22 protein-coding genes are annotated in these 24,764 nt (G+C 54.4%); 10 read left to right on the forward strand and 12 right to left on the reverse strand.

The features are described from left to right. Nucleotides 1-121 precede the first annotated feature (121 nt). From ACW9KT_RS07175 to ACW9KT_RS07185, 3 genes are all read right to left on the reverse strand, one after another. Nucleotides 122-1,174 carry a VWA domain-containing protein gene (locus ACW9KT_RS07175; RefSeq protein WP_457078817.1) on the reverse strand — a complete coding sequence of 351 codons (1,053 nt, stop codon included), beginning with the start codon at nucleotides 1,172-1,174 and terminating at the stop codon, nucleotides 122-124. Between the two features lie 177 nt (nucleotides 1,175-1,351). Next, nucleotides 1,352-2,176, reverse strand: a complete 825-nt coding sequence (locus tag ACW9KT_RS07180; protein ID WP_457078819.1) for a hypothetical protein — start codon at nucleotides 2,174-2,176, stop codon at nucleotides 1,352-1,354. Nucleotides 2,177-2,324: 148 nt separating this feature from the next. Beyond that, the gene (locus tag ACW9KT_RS07185) at nucleotides 2,325-3,227 is read right to left on the reverse strand and encodes a DUF58 domain-containing protein (protein WP_457078820.1); all 903 of its coding nucleotides are present in this window, start codon (nucleotides 3,225-3,227) and stop codon (nucleotides 2,325-2,327) included. 37 nt (nucleotides 3,228-3,264) lie between these two features. Between ACW9KT_RS07185 and ACW9KT_RS07190 the strand changes: the two genes are divergently transcribed. Beyond that, complete coding sequence (locus ACW9KT_RS07190; protein ID WP_457078822.1) at nucleotides 3,265-3,669, forward strand: DUF4296 domain-containing protein; 405 nt, start codon at nucleotides 3,265-3,267, stop codon at nucleotides 3,667-3,669. Between the two features lie 49 nt (nucleotides 3,670-3,718). On the opposite strand, the gene ACW9KT_RS07195 is transcribed toward ACW9KT_RS07190, so the two are convergent. The 6 genes from ACW9KT_RS07195 to egtB form a co-directional block, all read right to left on the reverse strand. Then, nucleotides 3,719-4,072: a tRNA-binding protein gene (locus ACW9KT_RS07195; RefSeq protein WP_457078824.1), complete on the reverse strand. Its 354-nt coding sequence runs from the start codon at nucleotides 4,070-4,072 to the stop codon at nucleotides 3,719-3,721. A gap of 21 nt (nucleotides 4,073-4,093) precedes the next feature. Next, on the reverse strand, nucleotides 4,094-4,675 hold the full coding sequence (locus tag ACW9KT_RS07200; protein ID WP_457078826.1) for a DUF922 domain-containing protein: 582 nt from the start codon (nucleotides 4,673-4,675) through the stop codon (nucleotides 4,094-4,096). A gap of 110 nt (nucleotides 4,676-4,785) precedes the next feature. Further along, complete coding sequence (locus tag ACW9KT_RS07205; protein ID WP_457078828.1) at nucleotides 4,786-6,147, reverse strand: MATE family efflux transporter; 1,362 nt, start codon at nucleotides 6,145-6,147, stop codon at nucleotides 4,786-4,788. A 126-nt stretch (nucleotides 6,148-6,273) separates the two neighbouring features. Beyond that, on the reverse strand, nucleotides 6,274-7,380 hold the full coding sequence (locus tag ACW9KT_RS07210) for a pyridoxal phosphate-dependent aminotransferase (protein WP_457078830.1): 1,107 nt from the start codon (nucleotides 7,378-7,380) through the stop codon (nucleotides 6,274-6,276). Between the two features lie 53 nt (nucleotides 7,381-7,433). Continuing rightward, nucleotides 7,434-8,408, reverse strand: a complete 975-nt coding sequence (gene egtD / locus ACW9KT_RS07215; RefSeq protein WP_457078832.1) for an L-histidine N(alpha)-methyltransferase — start codon at nucleotides 8,406-8,408, stop codon at nucleotides 7,434-7,436. 132 nt (nucleotides 8,409-8,540) lie between these two features. Continuing rightward, on the reverse strand, nucleotides 8,541-9,848 hold the full coding sequence (gene egtB, locus ACW9KT_RS07220) for an ergothioneine biosynthesis protein EgtB (RefSeq protein WP_457078834.1): 1,308 nt from the start codon (nucleotides 9,846-9,848) through the stop codon (nucleotides 8,541-8,543). Between the two features lie 399 nt (nucleotides 9,849-10,247). On the opposite strand from egtB, the gene ACW9KT_RS07225 reads away from it, so the two are divergent. The 7 genes from ACW9KT_RS07225 to ACW9KT_RS07255 all read left to right on the forward strand — a co-directional run bounded on the left by ACW9KT_RS07225 (nucleotide 10,248) and on the right by ACW9KT_RS07255 (nucleotide 18,308). After that, on the forward strand, nucleotides 10,248-10,529 hold the full coding sequence (locus tag ACW9KT_RS07225) for a KGG domain-containing protein (RefSeq protein WP_457078836.1): 282 nt from the start codon (nucleotides 10,248-10,250) through the stop codon (nucleotides 10,527-10,529). 211 nt (nucleotides 10,530-10,740) lie between these two features. Continuing rightward, a complete protein-coding gene (locus ACW9KT_RS07230) occupies nucleotides 10,741-11,823 on the forward strand; it encodes an o-succinylbenzoate synthase (RefSeq protein WP_457078838.1) in 1,083 nt (360 codons plus the stop codon). A 69-nt stretch (nucleotides 11,824-11,892) separates the two neighbouring features. Next, nucleotides 11,893-13,197, forward strand: a complete 1,305-nt coding sequence (locus ACW9KT_RS07235) for an aspartyl protease family protein (RefSeq protein WP_457078839.1) — start codon at nucleotides 11,893-11,895, stop codon at nucleotides 13,195-13,197. Between the two features lie 186 nt (nucleotides 13,198-13,383). Then, nucleotides 13,384-14,544 carry a hypothetical protein gene (locus ACW9KT_RS07240; protein WP_457078841.1) on the forward strand — a complete coding sequence of 387 codons (1,161 nt, stop codon included), beginning with the start codon at nucleotides 13,384-13,386 and terminating at the stop codon, nucleotides 14,542-14,544. Between the two features lie 120 nt (nucleotides 14,545-14,664). Beyond that, nucleotides 14,665-15,657 (forward strand): alpha/beta hydrolase, encoded by a 993-nt coding sequence (locus tag ACW9KT_RS07245; RefSeq protein WP_457078843.1) that lies wholly within the window; start codon nucleotides 14,665-14,667, stop codon nucleotides 15,655-15,657. A 237-nt stretch (nucleotides 15,658-15,894) separates the two neighbouring features. Then, entirely contained in the window at nucleotides 15,895-16,425 is a 531-nt protein-coding gene (locus ACW9KT_RS07250) for a phasin family protein (protein ID WP_457078845.1), read from the forward strand. Nucleotides 16,426-16,625: 200 nt separating this feature from the next. Further along, nucleotides 16,626-18,308 carry an ABC1 kinase family protein gene (locus tag ACW9KT_RS07255; RefSeq protein ID WP_457078847.1) on the forward strand — a complete coding sequence of 561 codons (1,683 nt, stop codon included), beginning with the start codon at nucleotides 16,626-16,628 and terminating at the stop codon, nucleotides 18,306-18,308. A gap of 124 nt (nucleotides 18,309-18,432) precedes the next feature. On the opposite strand, the gene ACW9KT_RS07260 is transcribed toward ACW9KT_RS07255, so the two are convergent. Continuing rightward, a complete protein-coding gene (locus ACW9KT_RS07260) occupies nucleotides 18,433-19,677 on the reverse strand; it encodes a porin family protein (protein WP_457078849.1) in 1,245 nt (414 codons plus the stop codon). A 178-nt stretch (nucleotides 19,678-19,855) separates the two neighbouring features. Beyond that, the gene (locus ACW9KT_RS07265; RefSeq protein WP_457078850.1) at nucleotides 19,856-21,592 is read right to left on the reverse strand and encodes a phospho-sugar mutase; all 1,737 of its coding nucleotides are present in this window, start codon (nucleotides 21,590-21,592) and stop codon (nucleotides 19,856-19,858) included. A 469-nt stretch (nucleotides 21,593-22,061) separates the two neighbouring features. Between ACW9KT_RS07265 and map the strand changes: the two genes are divergently transcribed. After that, on the forward strand, nucleotides 22,062-22,826 hold the full coding sequence (map, locus tag ACW9KT_RS07270) for a type I methionyl aminopeptidase (protein WP_457078852.1): 765 nt from the start codon (nucleotides 22,062-22,064) through the stop codon (nucleotides 22,824-22,826). 192 nt (nucleotides 22,827-23,018) lie between these two features. Here the strand turns inward: map and hppD are convergent, their stop codons facing one another. Further along, nucleotides 23,019-24,152 carry a 4-hydroxyphenylpyruvate dioxygenase gene (hppD, locus tag ACW9KT_RS07275; protein ID WP_457078854.1) on the reverse strand — a complete coding sequence of 378 codons (1,134 nt, stop codon included), beginning with the start codon at nucleotides 24,150-24,152 and terminating at the stop codon, nucleotides 23,019-23,021. Nucleotides 24,153-24,335: 183 nt separating this feature from the next. On the opposite strand from hppD, the gene ACW9KT_RS07280 reads away from it, so the two are divergent. Then, entirely contained in the window at nucleotides 24,336-24,734 is a 399-nt protein-coding gene (locus ACW9KT_RS07280; RefSeq protein ID WP_133272204.1) for a hypothetical protein, read from the forward strand. Nucleotides 24,735-24,764: the final 30 nt, after the last annotated feature.

Here is a 24,764-nt window from a genome sequence, read left to right on the forward strand (position 1 = left end):
ACAGTTAGCATTTATCAGTTACCTTTTAACAATTGCATAAGCAGATAAGATGTTCGGGTAGTGCGAAGATTGTGGTCTTGCACAAAGCTCCTCTGGTAAATGCGAATTGGTAATTGGCGATTCAGTCTTCCAGCGCGTTGGTCAAAAATGTGTTTTTCAGGCCAAGCCACACCAGCCACAAACCTACGCAGCAGAACAAGTAGAAGCGGTAATAGTCTTTGGTGTTGCGGAAACGGGTTTGTTTGATTTCCGATTTCTCGAACGTGTCGATCTGACGAAATACCCGGCGTAGGGCGTCATTGTCGGTGGCGCGGAAAAACTGGCCCTCGCCGGCTTGGGCAATCTGGCGCATGGTGGTCTCGTCGAGGCGGGTCTCCACGAAGCGTGGTCGGCCGGCTTCGTCGTTGCCATAGCGCACACGTCCGTCCTGACCCAAGCCAACGGTGTATATTTTTAAGCCATAGGCATGAGCCAGCTGGGCTGCGGTGAGCGGATCGAGGCTGCCGGCTGTGTTTTCGCCATCGGAGATGAGAATCACAATTTTGGTGCGGCTGCGTGAGTCGCGGAGCCGGTTAGTAGCCACGCCCAGGGCCGTACCGATGGCCGTGCCGTCGTTGGCAATCATACCCAGGCGCAGCCCATCCAGGCTTTCGCGCAGCAAGTCGTAATCGGTGGTGAGGGGCGCCAGCGAGTAAGCGTCGCCGGCAAACACCACCAACCCCAGCCGGTCGCCCATGCGACCATCCACAAACTCCCGCCCCACGCGCTTGGCCGCCTCCAACCGATTGGGCAGCAAATCCTGGAGCTCCATCGAGCCCGACACATCCAGCACCAGCAGCATATCAATGCCCTCGCCCGTTTGCACCACGCGCTCATCCGTCCGTTGCGGGCGGGCCAGAGCCACTATGCCAAAGGCCAAACTTAACATCAGCACTATATCGGGCAGAAAGCGGAGCAGGGAGCTCCAATCGCGCCGTGCCTGCCCGGCCACAAACGCCACTCCCAGGCGCGGACGCCGCCGGTGCACCAGCAGCCACCGCAGCCCAAACAGCAGCGGCAGCAGTGGTATCAGCAGCAATAGCCGCGGCTCCTGCCACGTGTAGCTAGTCAGCGTGGCATAGCGCAGCCCATCAATTATTGGAGCCAGAAAGCGTTGCCAAAGCTGTTCGAACATGATTAGGTTTAAGCTGAGTTGGGAATTGAAAGCGTCGCTAGACGGTCATGCAGAGCGGAGCGAAGCATCTCGCGTGTTTAGTGAGAGTAGTAATTCAACGACCGCGAGCGCGATGCTTCGCTGCCGCTCTGCATGACCGTCTAGAGGGGTGTTTTTCTAAAGAGTAATTGTTTCTCATCAATTCTTTACTTCTCCGCTCACGAAGCCATAGCGTCGTTCGGCGAAGTCGCGCAGTAAGTCGAAGGCAACGCTGGTTTCGGTGTCGTCGTCGTTGAACTGATTGCCATAAATTACCCGGTCGGTGATGCGCAGGGCTTGGCTTACGGCTTTGTCGTTGCCGTAATGCGCTACTATCTCGCGGGTAGTCAAGCTGTTGATGGTATTGTTCTCGAGGTTAGTGAGGTAGTTTTTCCAAAGTGTAATGGCGCGCTCCATGTTGGTAAGGGAGCGCGACAACTCGAAACGCTCGATGTGGCGGGCATATTGGGCCAAAAAGTACGCATGATTCTTCCGCAGCTTGTACCGCTGGTAGCGCCGCCGCCAGTAGTTGCCAAATCCCAAACCCAGCCCCGCTGCTACTAGACCCACCAGCCCAAACCCGATGAGCCAAAAAGGATAATTAAACTCCTGCTTTATGGGCAGCAGGGCCGTGTTTTGCTTTAACACAGGGGTGGTAGGTGGAATAAATTCTGGCACGGGCGCCGTGCGGATCAATCGAATGGTGGCAGGTGAGGAGTTGATCTTGAGTGTGTCATGTCCGCGTAGAATGCTAACTGGTAAGCTCAGCCGCTGTACGGAGTCCAGACTGAAGGTGCGGAGCTGATAGACGGTTTGATCGAAGCTGCGGCCTTGGCGCGTACGGGTGGGCTGGAAGGTTTTGCCCACATATTCGAAAGGCGCAAACTGGGCCGTAGAGTCGGGGAAAACAACTTCGAGCTTGGAGTCGTGGTCGAAGGTGAACTCGTAGTTGATGATCTCGCCCACCTGGACGGTAGGCTTCATAAAACGGCCTTTTGGCTGCTCGGGGAGCATTTCTTGGCCTTGCACGGCAAAGGACAGCAACAGTAAGCAGGCCCACCAGCTTTGGGGAGCATTCCAGCTAAAAAAGCCAGTAGCTGGGATTCGTGGGGGGCATTTTTTGCAGAAAAACCTACGCACGTCCACCCCGCTGATTACGCCGCCGAAACAAGCTGGCCAACTGCGCTACGTAGTCGGCATCGGTGGCAATGGACAAAAACTCAGTGCGGTGGCGCCGGCAAATCTGCCCGATCTGCTCGCGGTTTTGCTCATACGTGGCCCGGTAGCGCGCCCGAAACGAAGCGGCGGAAGTGTTGACCCACATAGTGCGGCCCGTTTCCTGATCGTGCAGGGGCACAATACCCAAAGGTGGAAACTCCCGCTCGCGTTTGTCGAGCAGCTGCAATACTACCAAGTCGTGCTTGCGGGCCAGCATGGTTAACTCCCGCTCGTAGTTAGTGTCAATAAAATCGGAGATGAGCAGGACAATGCTGCGGCGCTTGAGTAGCCCTAGCGCCTGTTTAATTCCGGACCCCACTGCTGTACGCGGGGAGCGGGGCTCTAGCTCAAAAATGCGCTTGATAAGACTGTAGGCGTGACGAATGCCCTTGCCGGGCGCCAGATAAAGTTCTTTTTGATCGGAGAAAGCCAGAATACCAAGTTGGGCATCTTGGCGGGCGGCCGCCAAAGCCAGCAGACCGCATATTTCGCGGCCCACGTCCAGCTTGCGGCGGCCGGCGGCGCCTACCTGCTGAGAGGCGCTTACGTCAAGCAGCAGCAGCACCGACTGTTCGCGCTCCTCTTTATAGGTTTTGACGAAGGTACCGTGGCCCTTGCTCGATACGGCCCAGTCGATGGCCCGCACCTCATCGCCGTACTGATAGAGGCGCACGTCGTCGAATTCCAGCCCCGTGCCTTTAAACACGGAGTGAAAATTGCCCTGCAACTGCGCATCTACCGTTTTGATGATGCGTATCTCCATCTGCCGAAGCTTACGCACGAGTTGCTGGAGCGGAGTGAGGTCGGCGGTATTCATTTCAGCTAAACTACGGGTTCCTCCTAACTTTGCAGTTGTGAAAAAGCTCCCTGTATCTCTTCTGTCTATTCTGAGTCTGCTGCTAACGCTGGGATTTAGCCAGTGTCAGCGCCCCGAAGAGCCTTTGGCTCCTCAACCTTTGCTGCCCAAATCCACAATGGTAGCGATGTTGATAGAAGTGCATCTGAACGAAAGTCGCGTAGATGCCGCCGCGTTGCCCCCCGATTCGGCCCGCGCTGCATTCAATCAGTTGCAGCGTAAACTGCTGGCCCGCTACAACGTTACGGATACGATATTTCAGCGCAGCTACCGCTATTACGCCATTCACAACAAAGACCTGGACGATATTTACGGCATCGTGATTGACAGCTTGGCCGCGCGGGAAGCCAAGCTCGGGGCCACGGCCGAAGCCCAAGCCGCCGAAGCTGCGCGTACTAAATAACGCTTTGCTCAGCCGGTTGGATAGCGTGCTATCCGACCGGCTTTTTTTATTATATCAGCCGGCTGCCATTGGGTACGGGCCCAGCCAGGGAGGCCAATACAATATCGCCGTTCTCATCAGCGGCCCCCGTTATCAGCACTTCGGAGCGGAAAGGCCCGATTTTTTTGATCGGAAAATTAACCACGCACAGCACCTGACGACCTACGAGGTCGGTAGGCTGATAGTGGCGAGTAATTTGGGCGCTGGAGCGTTTAGTGCCAATTTCAGGGCCTAAATCAACCAGAAGCTGGTAGGCAGGCTTGCGCGCCTCGGGAAAGGGGTGCGCTTCCAGAATAGTACCCACGCGCAAGTCTACACGCTCAAACTCAGACCAGGTTAGCGGAGATGCTATCGATGATTCCATGCCGGAAAGTAGCAAAAAGCGCTATTTGGTAGTAGTCGGCTTGGAGGCGTACTGCTCCAGCATAGCCAGGCGCTGCTTCACCTGAATTTCCCAGGTCTTCTGCCGGTCCAGGTTCAAACCATGGTTTGTTTCCTGATCGTAGCGGGCTTCCTCCTTTTGCCACTCCGCAAAAATTACGTTGGTGGCGTTTTTAAAAGTGGGCTGCAAACGTGTACAGTTCAGCTTCAACAAAGCAATCTTCTGTCGCATCCGGCGGGCGTGTAGCTCCGTGATGTTGAAGTGCAGCTGCTCGTGGCGTAGCAAGTTGGGAGTAGCCGAAGCCGAGTCGCGCACCCAAGATTCGGTGGGTACAAATACTGCCCGGACGTTAGAAGTAAATACGAAATCGGTGCAGCCTACCTGCACGTCGATGGTAGCGGAGGTAAGAGCGGCCAGCTTTTCGGCTGGGGTAGGTTTGCTTTTGAAGTCGGCCCAGGTAAGCGGCCGGTTCGCCGACCACGCCAGTACCTCGGGCGCATCGGCGGGCGCGGGTGGGGCAGACGTGAAAGCCGCCAAAAGTGGCAGCAGAAAGGAAATAAAGGAAAGCGGCAAGCCGTGAAACATAGGAAGAGCTGGGGGGCTTTTTAGGGCAAAAAATAACTGTTGGGATAAGAACGCTGCTGAGCAGGTCTAACGTGCAAACAAGGTTGGTAAAAAATAATGCCAGCCTCGAGCTAATGCATTGCCATAGCTGCTTTCGGCAATACGGCACTGTGCTGCCGAAAACGCCAGAGCAGCAAGCCTGCTACTAGCGTAAGGCCAGTCAGCAGTCCAATCCAGATACCAACGGCACCCATTTGAAACTTGAACCCAAGCCAATAACCTAAGGGCAAAGCCACCGCCCAATAAGACAGCAGCGCCACCAGGGAAGGAACTTTAACATCTTCCAGTCCGCGCAATGCCCCCAGGCCCACTACCTGCAAGCCATCCGATACCTGAAAGAGCGCTGCAATGAGCAGCAGCGTAGCCGCTTGGCCCACTACCACGGCATCGTTGTTATAGAAATAAGGAATATACTGGCGGGCCGCAATCAGAATGAGCGCCATCAGCCCCATAAATAGAAACGTAAGCCAATAGGCGGCAAAGCCAGCCTGCCGGGCGCCTGCCGCATCGCCGTGGCCGCGCATGTTGCCCACCCGTATGGTAGCCGCCGCTGCAATACCACTGGCGGCCATGTACGTAACAGAAGCTACATTGATGGCAATCTGGTGGGCGGCCAGGCTGGTAGTGCCTAGCCAGCCAATCATCACAGCCGAAAAGCTAAAGGCACCCATCTCAAACATCATTTGCACCCCGATAGGAGCACCCAGGCCCAACAAACGCCGCAGAGTAGGCCCATGCAATTGCAGATTGACGGCAGCAGCTTCCCGGTGAGGCCGCAGACGAGATGCGCGCAGCACGTAGAAGCCCATCAGCAAAGCCATTACTACGCGGGCCGTGAGCGTGGCCCAGGCCGCGCCTATCATGCCCATGCGCGGGGCCCCAAGGTTGCCAAACACCAGCGCATAGCACAGCAGGGCGTTGAGCAAATTGGCCCCCACCGACAAATACATGGCCTGCCGCGTAAGCCCCAAGCCCTCGGCGAACTGCTTGAAACCTTGAAAAACCATTAGAGGCAGAAATGACAGGAAAATAAGTCGTACCCACGGCGTGGCCAGCGCCACCACCTCAGCTGGCTGATTCAAATAGCGAAGCTGGGGGGCAATTAGTAACCCGAGGGAAGCCAAAACGATGCCTCCTAGGGTGCTCAGCAGCACTCCATTCACCAAAAGCCGACCTAGTAGTGGCATGTCGCGCTTACCATCGGCGGCGGCGACTAGTGGCGTGATGCCCATCGAAAGGCCTAGCCCTAGCACCATCACCACCGTGCTTACACTCACGCTCAGCGATACCGCCGCTAGCGCTACTTTGCCGGTTTGGCCCACTACTACGCTATCCACTACGTTAACCAATACGTGGCCTAACTGGCTAAGTACTACAGGGAAAGCTAGTACAAGAGTGGGTTTGATATGCGGACGAACAGCGGTGAGCGGCATGATGAAGCGGAAAATGAGCCGCAAAGGTACGCTCCTTAATTGGGCTATGGGTTGGAGTAGACAAGATCATTAACCAGTGTGCGCTGCCTCACAGCTGCATGGGAGTGAACTTGCTTCCGACCTCACCTATTGCTTCTGTAATTCCGGAGTGAGCAGCGCTTGCTTTAGTCGCCGAAGTGCCTCGCGCAGGTCAGGCTCTGGCAGGGCGTAAGAAACACGTACAAAACCAGGAGCGCCGCAGGTAGCTCCATCTACCACATCTACGCCAGCAGCGCGCAACTGAGCCAGCAGGGCCGCCGAGGAAGCCGCTAACGATGGTGCGGGGGGCAAAAACTGGCGTAAATCGGCAAAGACGTAGTAGGTGCCCTCGGGCTCTATATACTGAACGCCGGGAATTTCTGCCAATCCCGCTAATAGCAGCTTACGAGTTGGCGCAAGCTGAGTTAGAAGTGCCTGAGCGATAGTAGTGGCGTGTTCCGTAGCCGCCAAAGCCGCTTGCTGATTCGGTACTGGTACAGCCGCGCCAGTAGCAAACTGGGCCGCTGCCACCGCTTGGGCTAGGGTTGGTGGTGCTACCAAATAACCCACGCCCCACCCAATCAGGGCCAAGGACTTTGAAAACCCGTTGACCACAAGATGCTGCCCGTGAGGATCGGCAAACTCCAGCAAGGACGGCACCGGCACCGGGCCGAAGGTGATGCGGTTGTAGATTTCATCCGACAGTACATACATCTCCGGGTGGCGACGCGTCACCTCCAACAGCGCCTCCACCTCGGCGTGCTGATACACGCGGCCAGTTGGGTTATTAGGATTAGAGAACAGCAGCAGACGAGTGCTAGGCGTGATGGCCGCTTCCAACACCTCGGGCCGGAGCGTATAGCCATCGGTAGCATCAAGCGGGAGTGGACAAAGTGTGCCGCTCGCACGCGCTATCAGCTCCCGGAAGCCAAACCAGTTGGGCATGGGCACTAATACTTCGTCGCCGGGGCGCAGTATGGTTTTTAGCAAGGCAAACAGCGCAGCTTTTACACCTGGCGTAACCACAATATGCGCCGGCGTGACTTGGGGGGCATTTTGCTGATGATACGAGGCAGCCAGTGCCTCGCGCAATTCCAACAAACCTTCCACCGCTCCTGGCATCAGCTGCCCCGACTGAATAGCCGCTACTGCGCGCTCCGCAGCCACGGCGGGCGTAGCGAAATTGCCATACCCCGATGCCAGACTGATAATCATAGTGAGAGAGTGGAGTTCTTATTTGATTTAGGCAATACGCCTAGAAAGCTTACTTAATCACCTTGTGGAGCCAGCACTACATCGGCGAAGTAAGCTTGCTCATCCGTAAAAAAGTTCAGCACTTCCAAGCCCGCCTCCGTCGCTACCTGGGTTATCAGGGGCCTGGTAAATTTGTAGGAATTTTCGGTATGAATGATTTCCCAGGCCGCAAATTCCACGATTTGATCAAGCGCCCCAAAGTGTACCTGCTGAGTGCAGGTGCTGACCAAATACGAGCGAACCACCCCACTGATCGGGTCGTAGTCAGTGTAATGCTGCCAGTTAGCCAAGTCGAAATCGGCTTCCAATTCCCGGTTCAGACGTGTGAGCAGGTTAAGATTGAAGGCCGCCGTTACGCCCTGGGCATCATCGTAGGCGGCCCGGATGATGCGGGGGGCTTTTTGCAGGTCAAAGCCGATAAGCAGGCGGTCGTCGGGGTTAAGGGGCTGGGTGAGGGCGCGTAGAAACTCGCGCCGGTCGGAGGGTGTGAAGTTGCCAATGTTAGAGCCCAAGAATAGCACTACTTTACGCCCGGGCCGAGCGGCCATCAGCGTGAGGGCAGCGGTGTATTCGGCCACTACGGGCTCCACGCGCAGCTTAGGCAACTCGGCTTGTAGGCTTGCGGTCAGACCATCCAAGGCGCCGGCAGAAATATCAACCGGCATGTACGTGAAATTGACCCCAAGATCGAGGAGCTCGCGCAGAAGAATCTTGGTTTTCAACCCGTCGCCAGCACCTAGTTCCAACAGATAAAAAGGCTCAGCAGAGGCGGGACGCAAGGCATCCACAATGGCCGCTCGGTGAGTGGTCAGCAGGCCAAACTCGGTGCGGGTCGGGTAGTACTCGGGCAACGCCATGATCTGCTGAAATAGCTTGCTGCCTGCGTCGTCATAGAAGTATTTGGAGGAAAGTGATTTAGGCGACTTCTGCAAACCCGACGCTACGTGGCGGGCGATTTCGGATGCGGCAATAGTGGCAAGGTGTGGCATGTGGTACGGGCGTTTAGGGCAGCAAAGAATCAATTCCCGCAGAAGTCCACGGAGGGTGTAAAAAGGAAGCGTAAGTGCGCAATTTGTGCCTGCTGTGCGCGCTTACAAAAGCATATTAAGGTTTCGGCCAACTCAACGCGCTAACCGAATACCCGTGAACTGCCAGCGCTTATCGGCGTGAAAGAAGTTGCGATACGTAAGCCGGATATGACTTTCGGGAGTGGCACAGGAGCCCCCGCGCAGCACAAGTTGATTGAGCATAAACTTGCCGTTGTACTCGCCTAGCGCGCCCGCCGCCCGCTCGTAGCCGGGGTAGGGGTGGTAGGCCGAATACGTCCATTCCCAAGCATCACCAAAGAGCTGGTGGCATTGCTCCGGGTCGGCGCCGGCGGGTAGGGGCTGTGGGTCGAAAAGGTTGCTTTTCAAGAAGTTGCCAGCTGCAATAGCAGGTTCAAACTGCCGGGCGGCAATTTCCCACTCCTGCTCTGTGGGCAACCGATGCCCCGCCCAGTGAGCATACGCATCGGCCTCGTAAAAGCTGATGTGCGTAACGGGCGCTGCCCAATCGACGGGCTGTAAGCCGTGGTGCGTGAATCGGTGCCACACGCCGTCTTTCTGCACCCAATACAGCGGTGCTTCCCAGCCGGCCTGCTCCGTTAGCTCCCAGCCTTCACCCAGCCAATAGCGAAAATCGCGGTAGCCGCCGGCATCCATAAACTGTCGGTATTCGCCATTAGTCACGAGCCGGTTCTGGAGAGCAAAATCAGCTACGTAGGTTTCGTGGGGGGCTTTTTCATTATCAAAACAGAAACCCTCGCCCTCAAAACCAATTCGGTACACGCCGCCCGCCACCGGTAGCCAGGTAGCAGGTGCCGGCTCGGGCGTCGGCGCTACTGCCGGCGCTGTTTTATAAGCCGGCGCCAGCGGACTTGTGCTGAGAATGTATTTGATATCCGTTACCAACAACTCCTGGTGTTGCTGCTCGTGCTGTAGGCCCAGTTCAAAGATTTCGGCGAAGCTGGGGGGCAAATCTTGGCTAGCTAGCGAGTTGAGCAGCTGATCAATGTGCTTATCAACGTGGGCCCGATAGGCATACACGTCGGCGAGGGCGGGGCGGGAGATGGTGCCCCGGTCGGCGCGGTTCACGCGGCTGCCCAGTGAGTTATAGTACGAGTTGAATAGGTAAGCGTAGTCGGGGTGAAATACTTGGTAGTCCGGTAAGTATTCGCGCAGCAGAAACGTCTCAAAAAACCAGGTGGTGTGGGCCAGGTGCCACTTCGGTGGACTCACATCGAGCATGGGCTGCACTACGGTGTCCTCGGGTAGCAGGGGCCGGCAGATGGTTTCCGTTTGCTGGCGCACGGCCTGGTAGCGGGCGGGTAGTTCGGCGGCCAGTGCGGGCGTGGCTACGGGCTGGGGGGCAAATACGGAGGAGGACATGGCAGGAGCAAAGGCGTGAACTACTTATTAAAGCTAAACTGAAAAAACCGCGGCGGGTTTTGTCTCTGCCGGTTTCTGGTTGGCCAAGTGAGGTAGTAAGAGCACAAAGCGACCAGTAAAAACACGTAACAAACCTCGCAAAAACAGCTCAATGGTGACTAGTACGTAGCCCAACAGTAGGGGCGGGTACTTATCGCGTTTCGGGCAAGCTCGACTACGCAGGCAAGGTCGGTAGAAAGCGGTATTTTGAGCTGTAAAGGCTGTTTTTGCTTCTTAAACCCTTATCGTTGTACTAGTTATCCCGTTCAAACACATGGGCTTCGGCCTGATGTGTTATCGATTTGATTTCCTTCCACAACCTCACATAATTCACATACATACTTTTCAAACCCTACCGCTATGATCTCGAACCAACAGAATCAGCGCAACACTTCCGCCTCTTCAAACACTGGCCGTGGTGCTGCAAACAAGCAAGCCAAAACAAGTGCTTCAGGCAAGAGCCTCCGCGGTTTTGCCGCCATGGATCCAGCCGAGCAGCGCCGCATCGCCAGCGAAGGCGGTAAAGCTTCACACGAGAGTGGCCGTGGTCACCGATTTACATCAGAGGAGGCCCGCGCCGCCGGCCGTAAGGGGGGTCAGGCGAGCCGCGGACGGAGCAACCAGGGCGGTGCTACCCGATAGTTTCCATTGATGTAACGACGGCATCACTCCCAGAGTGGTGCCGCCGACTTTATAAACCAGCCTTCGCGCCTAGCGCGGGGGCTGGTTTTTTTGTTGTGTACTTATCACGGAAAAGCTAGCTAGCCTTATAGCTTCATTCAGCATTTGCTGTTCTTTGGCCCAGCTAGCTTTTTTACTTCACGTCACCCGCTCCATTGTTGCCGCTCCTCGAATGCTCCAGCTCACTTATACTCGGCGTGCCCTTCAATTCAACTTTCCTGCTCGCACCTCACGCGGGGCGCTTTCCGAGCACATTGCCTACTATCTGCACCTGCACGACACGGCTCAGCCCGAACACTTAGGAATAGGTGAAGCCGCGCCGCTAGCTGGCCTTAGCCCCGACTATGGCCCCGATTTCGAGCCGCGAGTAGCTGCCTTATGCGCTGCTTTCAACTACCGCCACCTGCCCGATTTGCCCCCCAGCGCCTTGGATACTTTGGTCGAGGAGCTGGTAGAGCCAACATGGCCTGCGCTGCGTTTTGCTCTCGAAACGGCAATTCTAGATTGGCAAAATGGAGGCCGGCGCCAGCTTTTCGACAATGCATTCAGTCGCGGTGAGGCGGGTCTGCCCATCAATGGCTTGGTGTGGATGGGCGAAGCCAGCTTTATGCAAAGCCAGATTAAGAAGAAACTGGCCGAAGGATATTCCTGCTTGAAGATGAAAATCGGCGGCATTGACTTCGCTACTGAGCTGCAGCTACTGGCCGAAATAAGAGCCGTAGCCGGCCCCGAACGTCTGACCCTGCGCGTGGATGCCAACGGCGCTTTTGCCCCCCATGAGGCTTTAGTCAAGCTAGAGCAATTGGCCCGCTTTGATTTGCATTCCATTGAGCAGCCCATTGCGGCCGGGCAGGCAGCTCTGATGGCCAGGTTGTGCCGCGAGTCGCCTATTCCAATTGCTTTGGATGAGGAACTGATTGGCGTAACTCAAGCCGAGGATCAGCAGGCTTTGCTGGCGCAAATCCGCCCGTCTTATATAATTCTCAAGCCCACCCTAGTCGGTGGACTGCGGGCTACCCGGCAGTGGCTGGCTGCCGCCGAAGCCCAGGGCGCAGCCTCATGGCTAACTTCTGCGCTGGAGTCGAATGTAGGGCTCAATGCTGTCAGTCAGCTAGCCGGCGAGGTTGCCCGCCCCGATTTTCCGCAGGGCCTAGGCACCGGTCAGCTCTATCATAATAATGTAGCGGCCCCGCTCCGCATTGCCGCCGGCCACCTGCATTATGACCCGCAGGGTGAGTGGGAAATTCCAGCTTGAATCGACCAGGCTCGAGGTGGCGATGGGGAGGTTTTTTCAGTAACTTACCCTGCCCACCAAATCATACGCATGGTTGCCTTTCGGCTGATTCTAGACTCCTTGCATAGGCGCACCCAACGGTGCTGGGGGGCTTTTGGCGGCGTGGTGTTGGTAAGTCTACTGTTGAGCTTGCAGGCCGTGGGGCAAACCGCCGAGCAGCTTCCGTTTCACTTCAAGCGCGCCCGTACGCAGCGCGTGGTGGTACCTATGGAAATGCAGCGGAACCTGCTTATTATCAGTGCTAAGCTTAATGGACAAGGGCCCTTTAACTTCTTGCTAGATACGGGCGTGGGCACTTCTCTGCTCACCGATCCGACCTTGGGCAAGCAGCTCGGTCTGCGCCTAGGCCAGCGCTACCGGGTAGCTGGGGCCGGCGAAGATCAGGCCCTAGAAGCTTTTCAGACCGATAGTGTGCGGGTAGAGCTAGGCGATGGCGAAGCAGTAGCGCCCGCCCTCACATTTCTGCTGCTTTCCAGCGACGTGCTTAACCTTTCTGGCTACGTGGGCATGCCCATTCACGGCATTTTGGGGTACGATGTGTTTTACAGCTTTGTGGTGCGCGTCAACCCCATGGAGTCGCGCCTAGTTCTGACTGCGCCTGCCACTTTTCGACCTCCCAAGGGGCGGCGCTGGACTACAATGGGCATCGATTTGGAGGGCAAGAAGGCGTATCTGCGCACCGAGGTCGCGCTGCATGACTCGCTTAAGCTGCCACTCAAACTCGTGCTCGATACGGGCGCCGGCCACGCCCTGTCGCTCGAAACGTCTTCCGATAATCGCCTTACCCTACCGCCCAAGCGAATTCGGGCGCAGCTAGGCCGGGGGCTCAACGGTCTTATTAATGGGTATCTGGGGCGCGTAACGGCCTTGCAGCTGGGGCGATACCGGGTGCCATCGCTGGTTACTTCCTTCCCCGACGCTTCTGATGTAAGTCATCGGGCGGAAGTTTTTCGCAACGGCAACATCGGCTTTGAACTGCTCAAGCGCTTTGATATTATTATCGATTATACCCGCAATCAGCTTTGGCTGCGGCCTAATGGGCTCTACCGCGACCCATTCGAGCATGATATGAGCGGCCTGGACTTGCTAGCCAGCGGCGCCGATTATCGTCGTTATACCATTCTTAAAGTAGAAAAAGGCTCACCCGCGGAGGAAGCCGGCTTACAGGCCACCGACGAAATTCTGGTCATTAACCTGATTCCAGTATCAGGCTTGTCGCTCACCCAAATCAGTCGGCTGCTGCACTCCGCCGACGGGCGCAACCTTCTCTTCATCGTGCGCCGCTCCACGGGCGAGCTTATCTCGACTACCGTGCGCCTAAGACGCCAAATCTAAAAGCAGCCCTAAATGAGGAGGGAAGAGGTAACTATGATCAATGAAAAATAGGCTGGCTGGGCCCCATTATTCATCCATCACTTATCATTCTGCATTCCTAATTCTTCCTCGCTCATGAAGCGTAGCGTTTAGATTTGCCCGTAAAAGCACTACATTAGAAGCCACCCACATTCGCTTTTTTGCCCGATGCCCACGGCCTCCTCGCCTACGTTGCCGCTCCCGTCGCCCGCCATTCTGGCCAATCAGCACATTTATTCCGATTATTTCGACGAGCAGTACGTTCGGGCCGTTGATAAGCACCTTTTGCAGCTACTCGATCGGGTTTGGTTTCGCTCCAAGCTAGTGGGTTTCGAGAACTATCCGCAGCGCAATAATCCGGAGCGTCCGCTGCTGTTTGCCAGCAATCACTCAGGCATGGCTTTTCCCTGGGATGCCATGGTCGCCTTATCGCACTTGCTGCGCATTCTGCCCGGTATGTATCACTTACCGCGGCCCCTTTCAGCACCCATGCTCTCGCAGTCGGTGCTGATGAACCCGTATTTGATCCCGAATTTTTGGAAAAAATGCGGTTGTGTTGATGCTACCACGCTCAATTTTGAGACGATGATGTATTGCAACGACCACAACCTGATGCTTTACCCTGAGGGCGTACCCGGCATTGGTAAGGGCTTCAACCGCAAGTACCAGTTGCAACGCCTCGCTACCAGCATCATTCGGCTAGGCATTGAGCACCGCACCGATATTGTGCCGTACTACACGGTGAATGGAGAATACCTAAACCCATATGCCTATAGCTGGGACTGGCTGAATAAGTGGATGAAAAAGATAGGTATTCCCTTTCTTCCCGTAGGGCCTATTATCATTATGGTGCTGCTTCAGCCTTGGTTTTTTTACCTCGCTTACCCAGCCAAACTCACCTTTGTGCTAGGCACCCGCATCAAGCCCTACGAACTAACTAAAAAGCCCCCTAGCGAGCTTACCCGCGAAGATTACCTGGCCCTATCGGAGCAAGTGCGCCAACAAATGCAGACGGAACTGGATGCCGCTGTGCGCGACCATGGGCAGCAGCCGTACCGTTGGGGCGAGCTTTGGCAGCGCATCAAGGCCAATTGGAGCTACTTTCCTTTCTTTCTGCCCTTTGCTTGGCCCGAACTCTTCCGCGAGTTTGAGCGTCAATATGCTGAGAGAGGTCCCGATGGTGTAAACCTTCAATTAACAAAGCAAGGCTCCTGGCTGCGCATGCTCTGGCGCAATCCCTTCACCCTCACCTTCTTTATTCCCGTATTAGGATGGATACCCATTGCTATTCGGGGCTATAAAGGCCATAGAATAGGAGAAAAAGAATAATTGTAGCTGGTAAGAGTACCCAAAGTCTTACCTCGTACAAACGAAATAGTACTGGCAAACGGCCTTTTGGGCTGCTGTCGACCGCCCTGCCCGCCCTCTTCCCACCCAAAAGGTCAAGCAATGCCCTCCACCCAGCATTTATTGCTCAAACAGATTCTTACGGCTGCCACCGGGCCGCTGGCTCGCAAACGGCCCGGCCTGGGAGCGATGCGGCTGACTATGGAAATAAGCTCGTTGTTTCAGTTTATGCCCTGGGGCGTTCATCTCGAAAAGACAACTATTGAAGGCATGACTGCCGAGTGGGCCCGCCCCGTTGGTACTAATCCGCACCGGGTGCTGCTGTATCTGCATGGGGGCGGTTACGTATTAGGGTCTCTGAACACTCACCGTAGTCTGGTAGGGACGTTGGCCAAGCGTTGCCAGGTTAATACGCTGGCTATCAACTACCGCAAAGCGCCTGATTATCCGTTTCCCGGCGCCCTCGATGATGCGTTGCTGGCGTATCATTGGCTGCTGAAGCAAGGATTTGCCCCCCAGAACATTATCGTAGCCGGCGATTCGGCCGGTGGGGGTTTGGCCCTAGCCTTACTTATCGCCTTGCGCGATGACGCTCAGCCGCTCCCTGCCGCCGCCATCGGCCTCTCTCCCTGGACCGATCTGGACATGCCCGCTTCTATGTTGCGCCGGGTAGCCAGGGAAGAAACCCAACTGCTGGAAGCCTTACAGATGCGCGGCTGGGGCCCCTACTACGCCGGCGACACCCCGCTTACGCATCCGCTGGTTTCACCAGCCCGCGCCGAGGTACACGGCCTGCCCCCGTTGCTAATTCAAATATCCGATACCGAGGTGCTGTGCGAAAGCGTAATGTGCTTCACCGACAAGGCCCGTTTGGCGGGTGTGTCGGTTACCTTGCAGTCATTCAGAGGGTTGGTGCACTGGTGGCACCTGTTCTGGCGGCTGCTGCCCGAGGCGCGTGAAGCTCTGAATAGCGTCGCCACCTTCGTCAATGGCATTTGGGCCGCGCAAGCAGCTCCGTTGCCAATGCCCATTCTGAAGCCCGTTCATGTGCTGCCATTGGCAAGCGCGTCGCGGGTGCGGAAAAAGGCAGCATGAGTAAAAACGAAAATACGTCCCTGAGGCACAGGAAATAAAGAAGTGAACCTATAAAACATGACTGTATGGAATAGCTGCGATCAGGAATTCAAAAAATTTCTATCTCAGCACCAACTATATAGCTGCGTTTTCGTAGGTTTGCCAAAGTAGTCGGCTTGCATACTATTTTTTTGCAGCGACCGAAGCAGCAATGCCGTTTTTCGTTTCATTTCACCTCCTTTTTAACTATTCAGCAACATGGAAGACCTGTTTAAAAAATTCATCAATGCCGGTGTTGGTTTTGTATCGTTAACCAACGACCGTGTGCAAGCCACCATCGATAAGCTGGTGAAGGAAAGCAAGTTGTCGGAGAAAGAGGGGCAGAAAATCATGGACGATCTGAAGAAGAACACCGACACTAAGCGTAAGGAGCTCGAATCGCAAATCACCGGTATTGCTAACCGGCTGATGAAGGGCGTAGGAGTAGCCACCAACGCCGATGTGGAAGAACTGAAGCGCAGTGTGCGCGGCACTAAGTCTTCAACCGCATCGAGCACTGGTGCTACTGCTGGCGGCAGCAAAAGCGGTTCGAAAGCAGCTTCCAGCACTACGTCTAAAGCTGCTGGCGCCACCAAAAAGGCTGCTGATAAAGTAAGCAGCACCGCGGGCACTGCCCAAAAATCGGCTGCTGCTAAAGCTGGCGCTGCCAAGCCAGCCGCGAAGCCAGCCGCTAAAAAAGAAGCTCCAAAGCCTGCCGACAACGGCGATAACGCTTCCAGCGCCTCCTAATTCCGCTGCTAGCAACTAGCATGAAAAGCCAGCGCCCGCAGTAGCGGCGCTGGCTTTTTCGTCAAAAAATGGCTCCGTCTGCTCCTGGCGAGCATGGGTTTTGATTTTATCAAGCTGGGGGGCATTTTGCTTACCTTTCTTGTCAATAATATCCGCTTGCCAGCCGTTGGCTCCCCTTTCACTGGTTCCTTTTTTCCTGCATGTTCAAAAACACGATTTCTAATCTGGGCCGCATCCGGCAGGTAATGGAAGTGCTGGTGCGCTACGGATTTGAGGATGTAGTAACGAATACCGCCTTGCGGCGGCTGGTGCCAGCGGGGCGTCGGGTATCGTGGCAGCACGCTGATAAGACGGTGTTTGACACCAATCGTTGGGAGCGAATCCGGTTGATCATCGAGGAACTGGGTCCCACATTTATCAAGCTGGCTCAGGCTCTGAGTAACCGCCCTGATTTGCTGCCCGAAGCACTCATCGACGAGTTCCAGAAGCTACAAAGCGACGTGCCGCCTTTCCCCGTGGCCATTGCTCGCCAAATAATTGAGCAGGAGCTAGGCAAGCCGATTACGGAAGTCTTCAGCGAATTCGACGACGTGACGTTGGGCTCGGCCAGCATTGGGCAGGTGCACCGGGCACGCCTGCTCACGGGCGAGGAAGTGGTGGTGAAAGTACAGCGCCCCGGCGTACAGGAAAAAGTACGCACCGACCTGAGCCTGCTGCGCGAGCTAGTACGCCTCACGGCCGGCTTTCTGCGCAAGCAAGGCTTGAGTAACCCCCAAGACATCGTAGATGCCTTTGAGCGGAGCATGACTAAGGAGCTGGACTATACCTCCGAAGCCCGGAGCATGGACCAGTTTCGCGCGCTTTACGCTGATTATGAGACGTTCTACGTGCCTAAGCCCTACCGCGAGTTCTCGACCAGCCGGGTTCTGGTAATTGAGTTCGTGAGTGGCTGCAAAATATCCAACAAGCCGCAGTTGCTGGAGTGGGGCCTTGACCCGGCCAAGGTGGCGGAAACGGGCATGGATATTTACCTGACTCAGATCTTTGAGTTTGGCGTTTTCCACGCCGACCCGCACCCTGGCAACGTACTGGTGCGCCCCGACGGCACCATCGTGCTCATCGATTTTGGCATGGTGGGCAAGCTCACTAAGCAACAGAAATATGCCTTTGCAGGGGTGTTTATCGGGATGGCGCGACAGGATGCGCGCAGCATGGCGCTCAACTTTCGCCGCCTTGCGCTGCACGCCGATATCCCGGATATGCGCCGCTTCGAGGCCGACCTCAACGACTTGATTGAGGACTTTACGGTGCTCGACGTGAAGGAGATGAGTATGTCAGATCTGGCTGATCGTCTGCAAGTCATCATCTACGACTACAAGCTGCAAGTGCCGGGGGCCGTTTTCCTGATTCTGCGGGCGCTGGTAATTCTGGAAGGTATCGGCAAAGTGTTGCACCCATCGTTTAACACGTTTGAGTTTGTGCGGCCTTATGGCGCCCGCATTATTGCGGAGCAATACTCGCCGGAAAATCTAGCTAGCGAAGCTCAGTACACTGGAATTCAACTCCTGTCTTTACTAAGCACTTTACCCACCGACATCAGGCAAATTATGCGCAAAATATCCCGTGGGGATTTGCGCGTAAAAGTAGAACTGGGTGGTTATCAGCCGCTGTTGCGTAAAGCTGACCAATTAGTTAGCCGCACAATCATAACGCTGTTGGCGGTTGCCTTTCTGCTGTTCTCAGGCCTGAGCTTGATGGGTAAATATTCAGTTGAAATGGCCTACCATCGCGGTATTCCCATGCTGACGTGGTTTGGGCTAGGCGTGACGGGATTTTTGCTGCTGATACTATTTATACTAGGGCTGCGGAAGCCACGAGAGTAGAAATTCTAACCAATAGTAGTCTACCCGCGTCAACAGCAATTATACTGTCAACTTTGCCCCCACCTTAGCATCTCGTTTCTAAGTTATTTTATCAGGAACTGCGGATAGTTCTTTCGCACTGATGCTAAAAAGTTACTCCTATATCTAAGCGTATAGAGCGTTGTTGCCTCAAATGCACAGCATAATTTGTGTGTGCTACTCCTTGATTCATTCTATCGTAGCGTAGCTCAACGCTGAGTATAGGTAATGAATGATGATGAATGGAAACTCCACCTCCAGCTGCTATACCTAAGGAGCGTTTACCTACCTCAATAGCTTCACTTTTAGTGTCACTGGAAGCGGAGGTAAATGTGTCCACTGAAGAATCATGGAGTTTAATTCCTATGCTTGGACCCGCATTAACGTAAGGCCGCCACATACTCCGGCCTACTTGGTAGCGCAGCAGTAAGGGAACTTGTATTTGAGAGTAATCAATTTGAATAGTATGAGTATTCTCTGGATTTCCGAGATTATAATAATAAAGCTCGTAAGGACCATACAAACTGCGCAACTGCATGTAATTGGCTTCTAATCCTAGGGAGAAATTAGACAGCGTAGAGAAATTAACGCTAGCTCCCACCTGATATCCGGTTGCTTGTTTCTGTTTGCCAAATCCAGCATAAGATGTGCCAGTCAGGTTAAAGCTGGATGTATTGACTCCGCCCTTCAACCCAAACGAAGCATGCCACCCTGAAGCACGTTTTATTACCGTGCTGGGTAGTGCCGGGTGCCTGCACTTGTTATAGGCCATGATAAGTTGAGTCATCCCTTTCGAAGTATACGGGTAGCGACTTTGGATTTCATTAGAGCCAAAATCCAGTGTTGAGCAGCCAGGTAAAGTTTGAGCCAACGTAAGCTGGTGAGTAGCGCGTTTAACCGCCTTTACGTGTGTGGAATCAGCTACTTGCAAATAGTATTGCTTCTCTTGCTGTTCATCCTCACTAGTATATAAGCTTATATAGCCTGATACCAACGGAGCTAAGAGTTGGGAAGGGCCCCCCGAACCAATTTCTCTGCTTATTCGAATAGGCCTGCTAGCATTGCCATAGCTGCTAATTTGTGCAGCGTCGAATTTCATTGGAGCTATTCCTGATCGATGAAGCCGAATCGTATTCTGTCGTTTGCCAATTACTTGAATACGGCCACGAAGTGTATCACCTTTTACAGTTACGACATAATCTGGATTTACCATTTGCGCAGAAGCCGTTTCTACCAACAGGCCGCATATAACAGCAAGTAAAAGTCTTTTCATTAATGAAATTGTATTGATACAGGTGTGTTTGAAGGCACACGCATAAAGTACTTCAAATAGAATATTATCGGCCCGCAAAGTGCTAGCTAGATAAATGTTCTGCGGTGTTCGGCTATCAACGCTGGTTAAGCGATAATATAGATTCCTTCTCTATAATTCTCTCTCATAGCGTTTCGGAAGTATGCGACTAATTAGCAAGTAAAGAATAAGCCCGACAAGATGTCTTGTCGGGCTTATTCTTTACTGAACACTTAGGCTACTTCAACTGCATATCCTCAATAATATGGGCAATTTTGCCGCCTAACTCTTCGTAGCCTTGCTCAAATTTCTCTACTGACTCAAGCGGCTGCTTTACGCTGAAGTAGAACTTGATTTTGGGCTCGGTGCCCGATGGGCGGGCGGAGATTTTGCTTCCGTCTTCGGTTAAGAACTGGAGCACATTAGACGCTTCTAAGCCCGTGGGTTTTTCCTCTCCGGTTTGCAGATTGCGGATGACACCGGTTTGGTAGTCGCGCAGCTCCACTACGGGCGAGCCGGCGATGGTACGGGGCGGCTGGGCGCGTAAGTCGCGCATCATTTCTTGGATTTCCTCGGCGCCGCGCTGGCCTTTTTTTGTGAGCGAAATTAGGTCTTCGCGGTAGAGGCCGTAGGTGGCGTACATCTGCACCATTTCCTCGTAGAGCGTGCGGCCGTTGTCTTTGGCTACGGCGGCCATCTCGGCAATCATGGCGCAGGCCGAAACAGCGTCCTTGTCGCGCACAAAGTCGCCGATCATGAAGCCGTAGCTTTCCTCGCCGCCGCCGATATACGTTTCCTTGCCCTCCAGGTCGCGGATGAGGCCGGCGATGTATTTGAAGCCAGTTAGGGTTTGATAGGACTTTACGCCATGGGCTTTAGCAATATCACCGAGTACTTCGCTAGTTACAATGGTGTAAACGATAAAGTCCTGCTCGGTCATTTTGCCAGCATTTTTGCGCGCTGACAACAGGTAGAAGGTAAGCAAAGCGGCCGTTTGGTTGCCGTTTACCAGCACCCATTCGCCCTGTGTGTTTTTCACGGCAATGCCCACACGGTCAGCGTCGGGGTCAGTGGCAATGACGAGGTCGGCGTCGAGTTGGCGGGCTTGGTCGAGGGCCATTTGCATGGCGGCTTTTTCCTCAGGGTTCGGCGAAACGACGGTTGGGAAGTTGCCGTCGGGCGTGGCCTGGGCCTCTACGATGCTCACATTGGTAAAGCCCATTCGCTCTAAGGCTTTCGGTACCAGCGTGATGCCCGTACCATGAATGGGCGTGTACACGATTTTCAAATCATGCTGACGCTTGATGGCCTCGGGGTTGATGCTCAGCTTCTGGACTTCGCTCAAATACGCGTCGTCAATTTGCCCCCCAATCTGGTGAATACGCGACTCATCGGCTGTGAACTTCACCTCGTTCACACTTTGAATTTCGTTTACCTCCCGGATGATATTCTTGTCGTGCGGCGCTACTACCTGGGCGCCGTCGTTCCAGTATACTTTATAGCCGTTGTACTCTTTAGGGTTGTGCGAGGCCGTAATTACAACGCCGCTCTGGCAGCCCAAATGGCGAATCGTAAATGAAAGCTCGGGCGTGGGGCGCAGGGCTTCAAACAAGTAAACAGTAATACCATTCGCCGAAAAAATGCCCCCCGCGATGCGGGCAAACTCTGAGCTGTTGTTGCGCGAGTCGTGTGCTACGGCCACCTTTATTTCTTGGTTGGGAAACGACTTCAGCAGGTAGTTGCACAAGCCTTGCGTAGCCATGCCCAACGTGTAGCGGTTCATGCGGTTAGAGCCCGTGCCCATTATCCCACGCAAGCCGCCCGTACCGAATTCCAGATCCCGATAGAAAGCGTCGCTCAGGGCATCTTCTTGATTACTATCGAGGAGCTCTTGGATATCGGCTTGGGTTTGGGCGTCGTAGGCGCCGGTAAGCCACGTATTAATTTTTTGCTGAACGTCGGAGGTTAAGGCCATTAGAGATAAAAGTAAGTTGCAGTTGGGCTGAAGAACGAGTGTAAAGAAAAGAGGTTTGAACTAAGCAGCCATATAAAAGCACGGCATTTAGCACTCAATTAAGGGGGCGCATTCTTTAATTAACTCAAGTTGTGGACTAGCAGCCGAGTGTAGGTAAAGAGAACCAGGCAATAGCTTGAGAGCAAACCTACACAGCGTCGGCGTGAATGGTCTCGGGAAAACGATCCATCAACTAGCAAATGCTGTTTAGACGCTCATTCAGAAGTACTGCTGCGTGTAGCTGCGGGCCAAGTCAAGATGCCGCCAGCAAGGTTGATGGCCGCCCTGCCGCGTCGAACAGGTGCCGACATTTACCGGCTCAGCAGGGCTAGTATTTGCGCAGAAAGTTATTTGGTAAGCAGTACATTGCCATGGCCTGTTCCGTTATGTAAGAACTATACGACATCAGAGAGCCAAAATCATTTGACCTATGTCCATTACCTCCCATGTAGACTTAGAAGGCCTTCAGCGCATTAGTGAAGCTGTAGGTACGACTCTTAAACAAATGCGCGAGTATGCCCAGCCGGGGATGACGACCAAGGAGGTAGACGAATACGGCGGACGTATGCTGGCGGCATTTGGAGCTAAATCGGCTCCGCGGCTTACCTATGGCTTTCCGGGCTGGACGTGTATCAGCGTGAATAATGAAGTAGCGCACGGTATTCCCTCGGCGCGCAAGGTGTTACAGCCCGGCGACTTAGTGAACATCGACGTATCGGCGGAGCTGGAGGGCTACTGGGCCGATAATGGTGGCTCCTTCGTGCTCGGAGCCGATATTCACAATCACCAGCCACTGGTCGATGCCTCCCGGCAGATCTTGCGCACCGCCCTCAATCGCATTCGCGGCGGCGTACGCATTGCCGATATTGGCGGACTGATTGAAGGCGAAGCGCGAAAAGCGGGTTATCGGGTGATCAAGAATCTGGTGGGACACGGCATCGGTCGCAGCCTGCACGAGGAGCCCAAGGAAATACCCTGCTACTACGACCGCTACAACCTGAAGCGCTTCAAGAAGAACTCAGTAGTAGCGGTGGAAACGTTTATCTCCACCCGCGCCACGCTGGCCCATCAACTCAGCGACGGGTGGACGCTGGCCACCAAAGACGGCAGCTTCGTGGCTCAGCACGAGCATACCATTGTGATTACTGATGGGCAGCCCCTTATTCTAACAGAGGCAAATAGTATTTGGGAGTAAGCTACCCAAGTTGCGGAGCTAGGTTAGAACTGGTTCTCAACTCCTTTGCAATTTAGGATAATTAAAAAAGTCAAGCTGGACTTGCCGGTGCATCTCTACTTTCGGGTGAGTTTAGTACTCAGTAGAGATGCGCCGGCAAGCCCAGCTTGACAAGTACTCTGGCGTCAAGGTGGCGGAGCGTTGCGTGAGCTACTACAGGTTGCCCCGCAGTGCTTGCTCGCGCTCAATCGATTCGAACAGGGCCTTGAAGTTGCCCTTGCCGAAGCTCTTAGCACCTTTGCGCTGAATGATTTCATAAAATACCGTGGGGCGGTCTTCTACGGGCTTGGTGAAGATTTGCAGCAGGTAGCCTTCTTCGTCGCGGTCAACCAAAATGTTCAGGTCTTTGAGCGTTTGCAAGTCCTCATCGATGCTGCCAATACGCTCTAGTAGGTCGTCATAGTATACGGCTGGCACAGTCAGGAACTCCACGCCGCGACGGCGCAATTCGCTGACGGTGTGGCGAATGTCTTTGGTGGCAATGGCAATGTGCTGCACGCCCGGCGAATGATAATAATCGAGATATTCTTCAATCTGCGACTTCTTTTTACCCTCTGCTGGCTCGTTGATGGGGAATTTCACGTAACCGTTGCCGTTGCTTACCACCTTGCTCATCAGAGCCGAATACTCGGTGGAAATATCTTCGTCGTCGAAGGTGAGCAGCAGTTTGAAGCCCATCACATCTTCGTAGAATTTCACCCACTGGTTCATCTCACCCCAGCCCACATTGCCTACGCAGTGGTCTACGTGCAGCAGGCCTACCGGAGTGTCCTGCGGTACTAAACTCTTTTTGGCTACAAAGCCCGGCATAAATGCCCCCCGGTAGTTGCGGCGCTCCACAAAAGTGTGAATGGTTTCGCCGTAGGTGTAAATGCCCGACAAGACTACTTCGCCATCCTCGTCGCTGATTGTATAAGGCTCGAAGGCGGGCTTAGCGCCGCGCTTGGTGGTTTCTTCGAACGACTTGCGGGCGTCATCGACCCATAAGGCCATCACTTTTACGCCGTCGCCGTGCTTGCGCACGTGCTCCGAAATATCGGAATCGGGGAGGAGGGAAGTTGTGAGCACCAGACGGATTTTCCCCTGCTGCAAAACGTAACTAGCACGGTCGCGCAGGCCGGTTTCGGGGCCGGCGTAAGCCACTAGCTCATAGCCGAATGCTGCTTGATAATAATAAGCCGATTGCTTAGCATTGCCAACATAAAACTCGACGTAGTCGGTACCATTCAGGGGAAGAAAGTCGTGGGCGGGGTGGGCCTGCACGGCCGGCGAAGTCATCGTCTGCATAGCGGATGGGGGTGGAAATCGGGTGAGAAAAAGGTTAGTTGGGTAAAAATACGCGTTTACCCTAAATCGTTGGGGAAACCGCGCTAGTTTAATGGGCTGGGGGGCAAAACGAGCAAGTAGTCGGCTTGCGAAAGAATTCCCGAATCCTACGCACCTTTGTACCACACTTATGCACGAGTAGCTATGAACAAAGAGGAATTAAATAAAGCCCTGGTCGCGCTGATCGAGAAGAAGCAGGAGTTGCACAAGCTTCCTTACAACCACGACAGCTACGACGACATTGAGGAAGAACTGCACGACCTAGAAGACGACTTTAACGAAGAGTACGGCGCTTATCTGGAAGAAGTGCTGGAAAAAGTACATCAGCAGCTCTGCCCCGATACCGATGTGCTGCTGCCCACGGCCTACTTGCCCAATGATGTAGGCGGCGACACCGGCTACGAGCCTTCGCACAAAGAAGGCGTGTGGGTCGATTCAGATGAGTTTCCCGGCAAAGAAGCCCGCCTCGTATTGGTGCCCAATCCTACTCGGCTGATTTTGTCAGTAGGCAAGAAGGTGCGCAAAGAAGTGTGGCAGGCGTAAGGTCGTTGCCAGCTTTGTAAAACGCTTGCT

It is taken from the genome of Hymenobacter sp. HD11105, assembly GCF_054051685.1.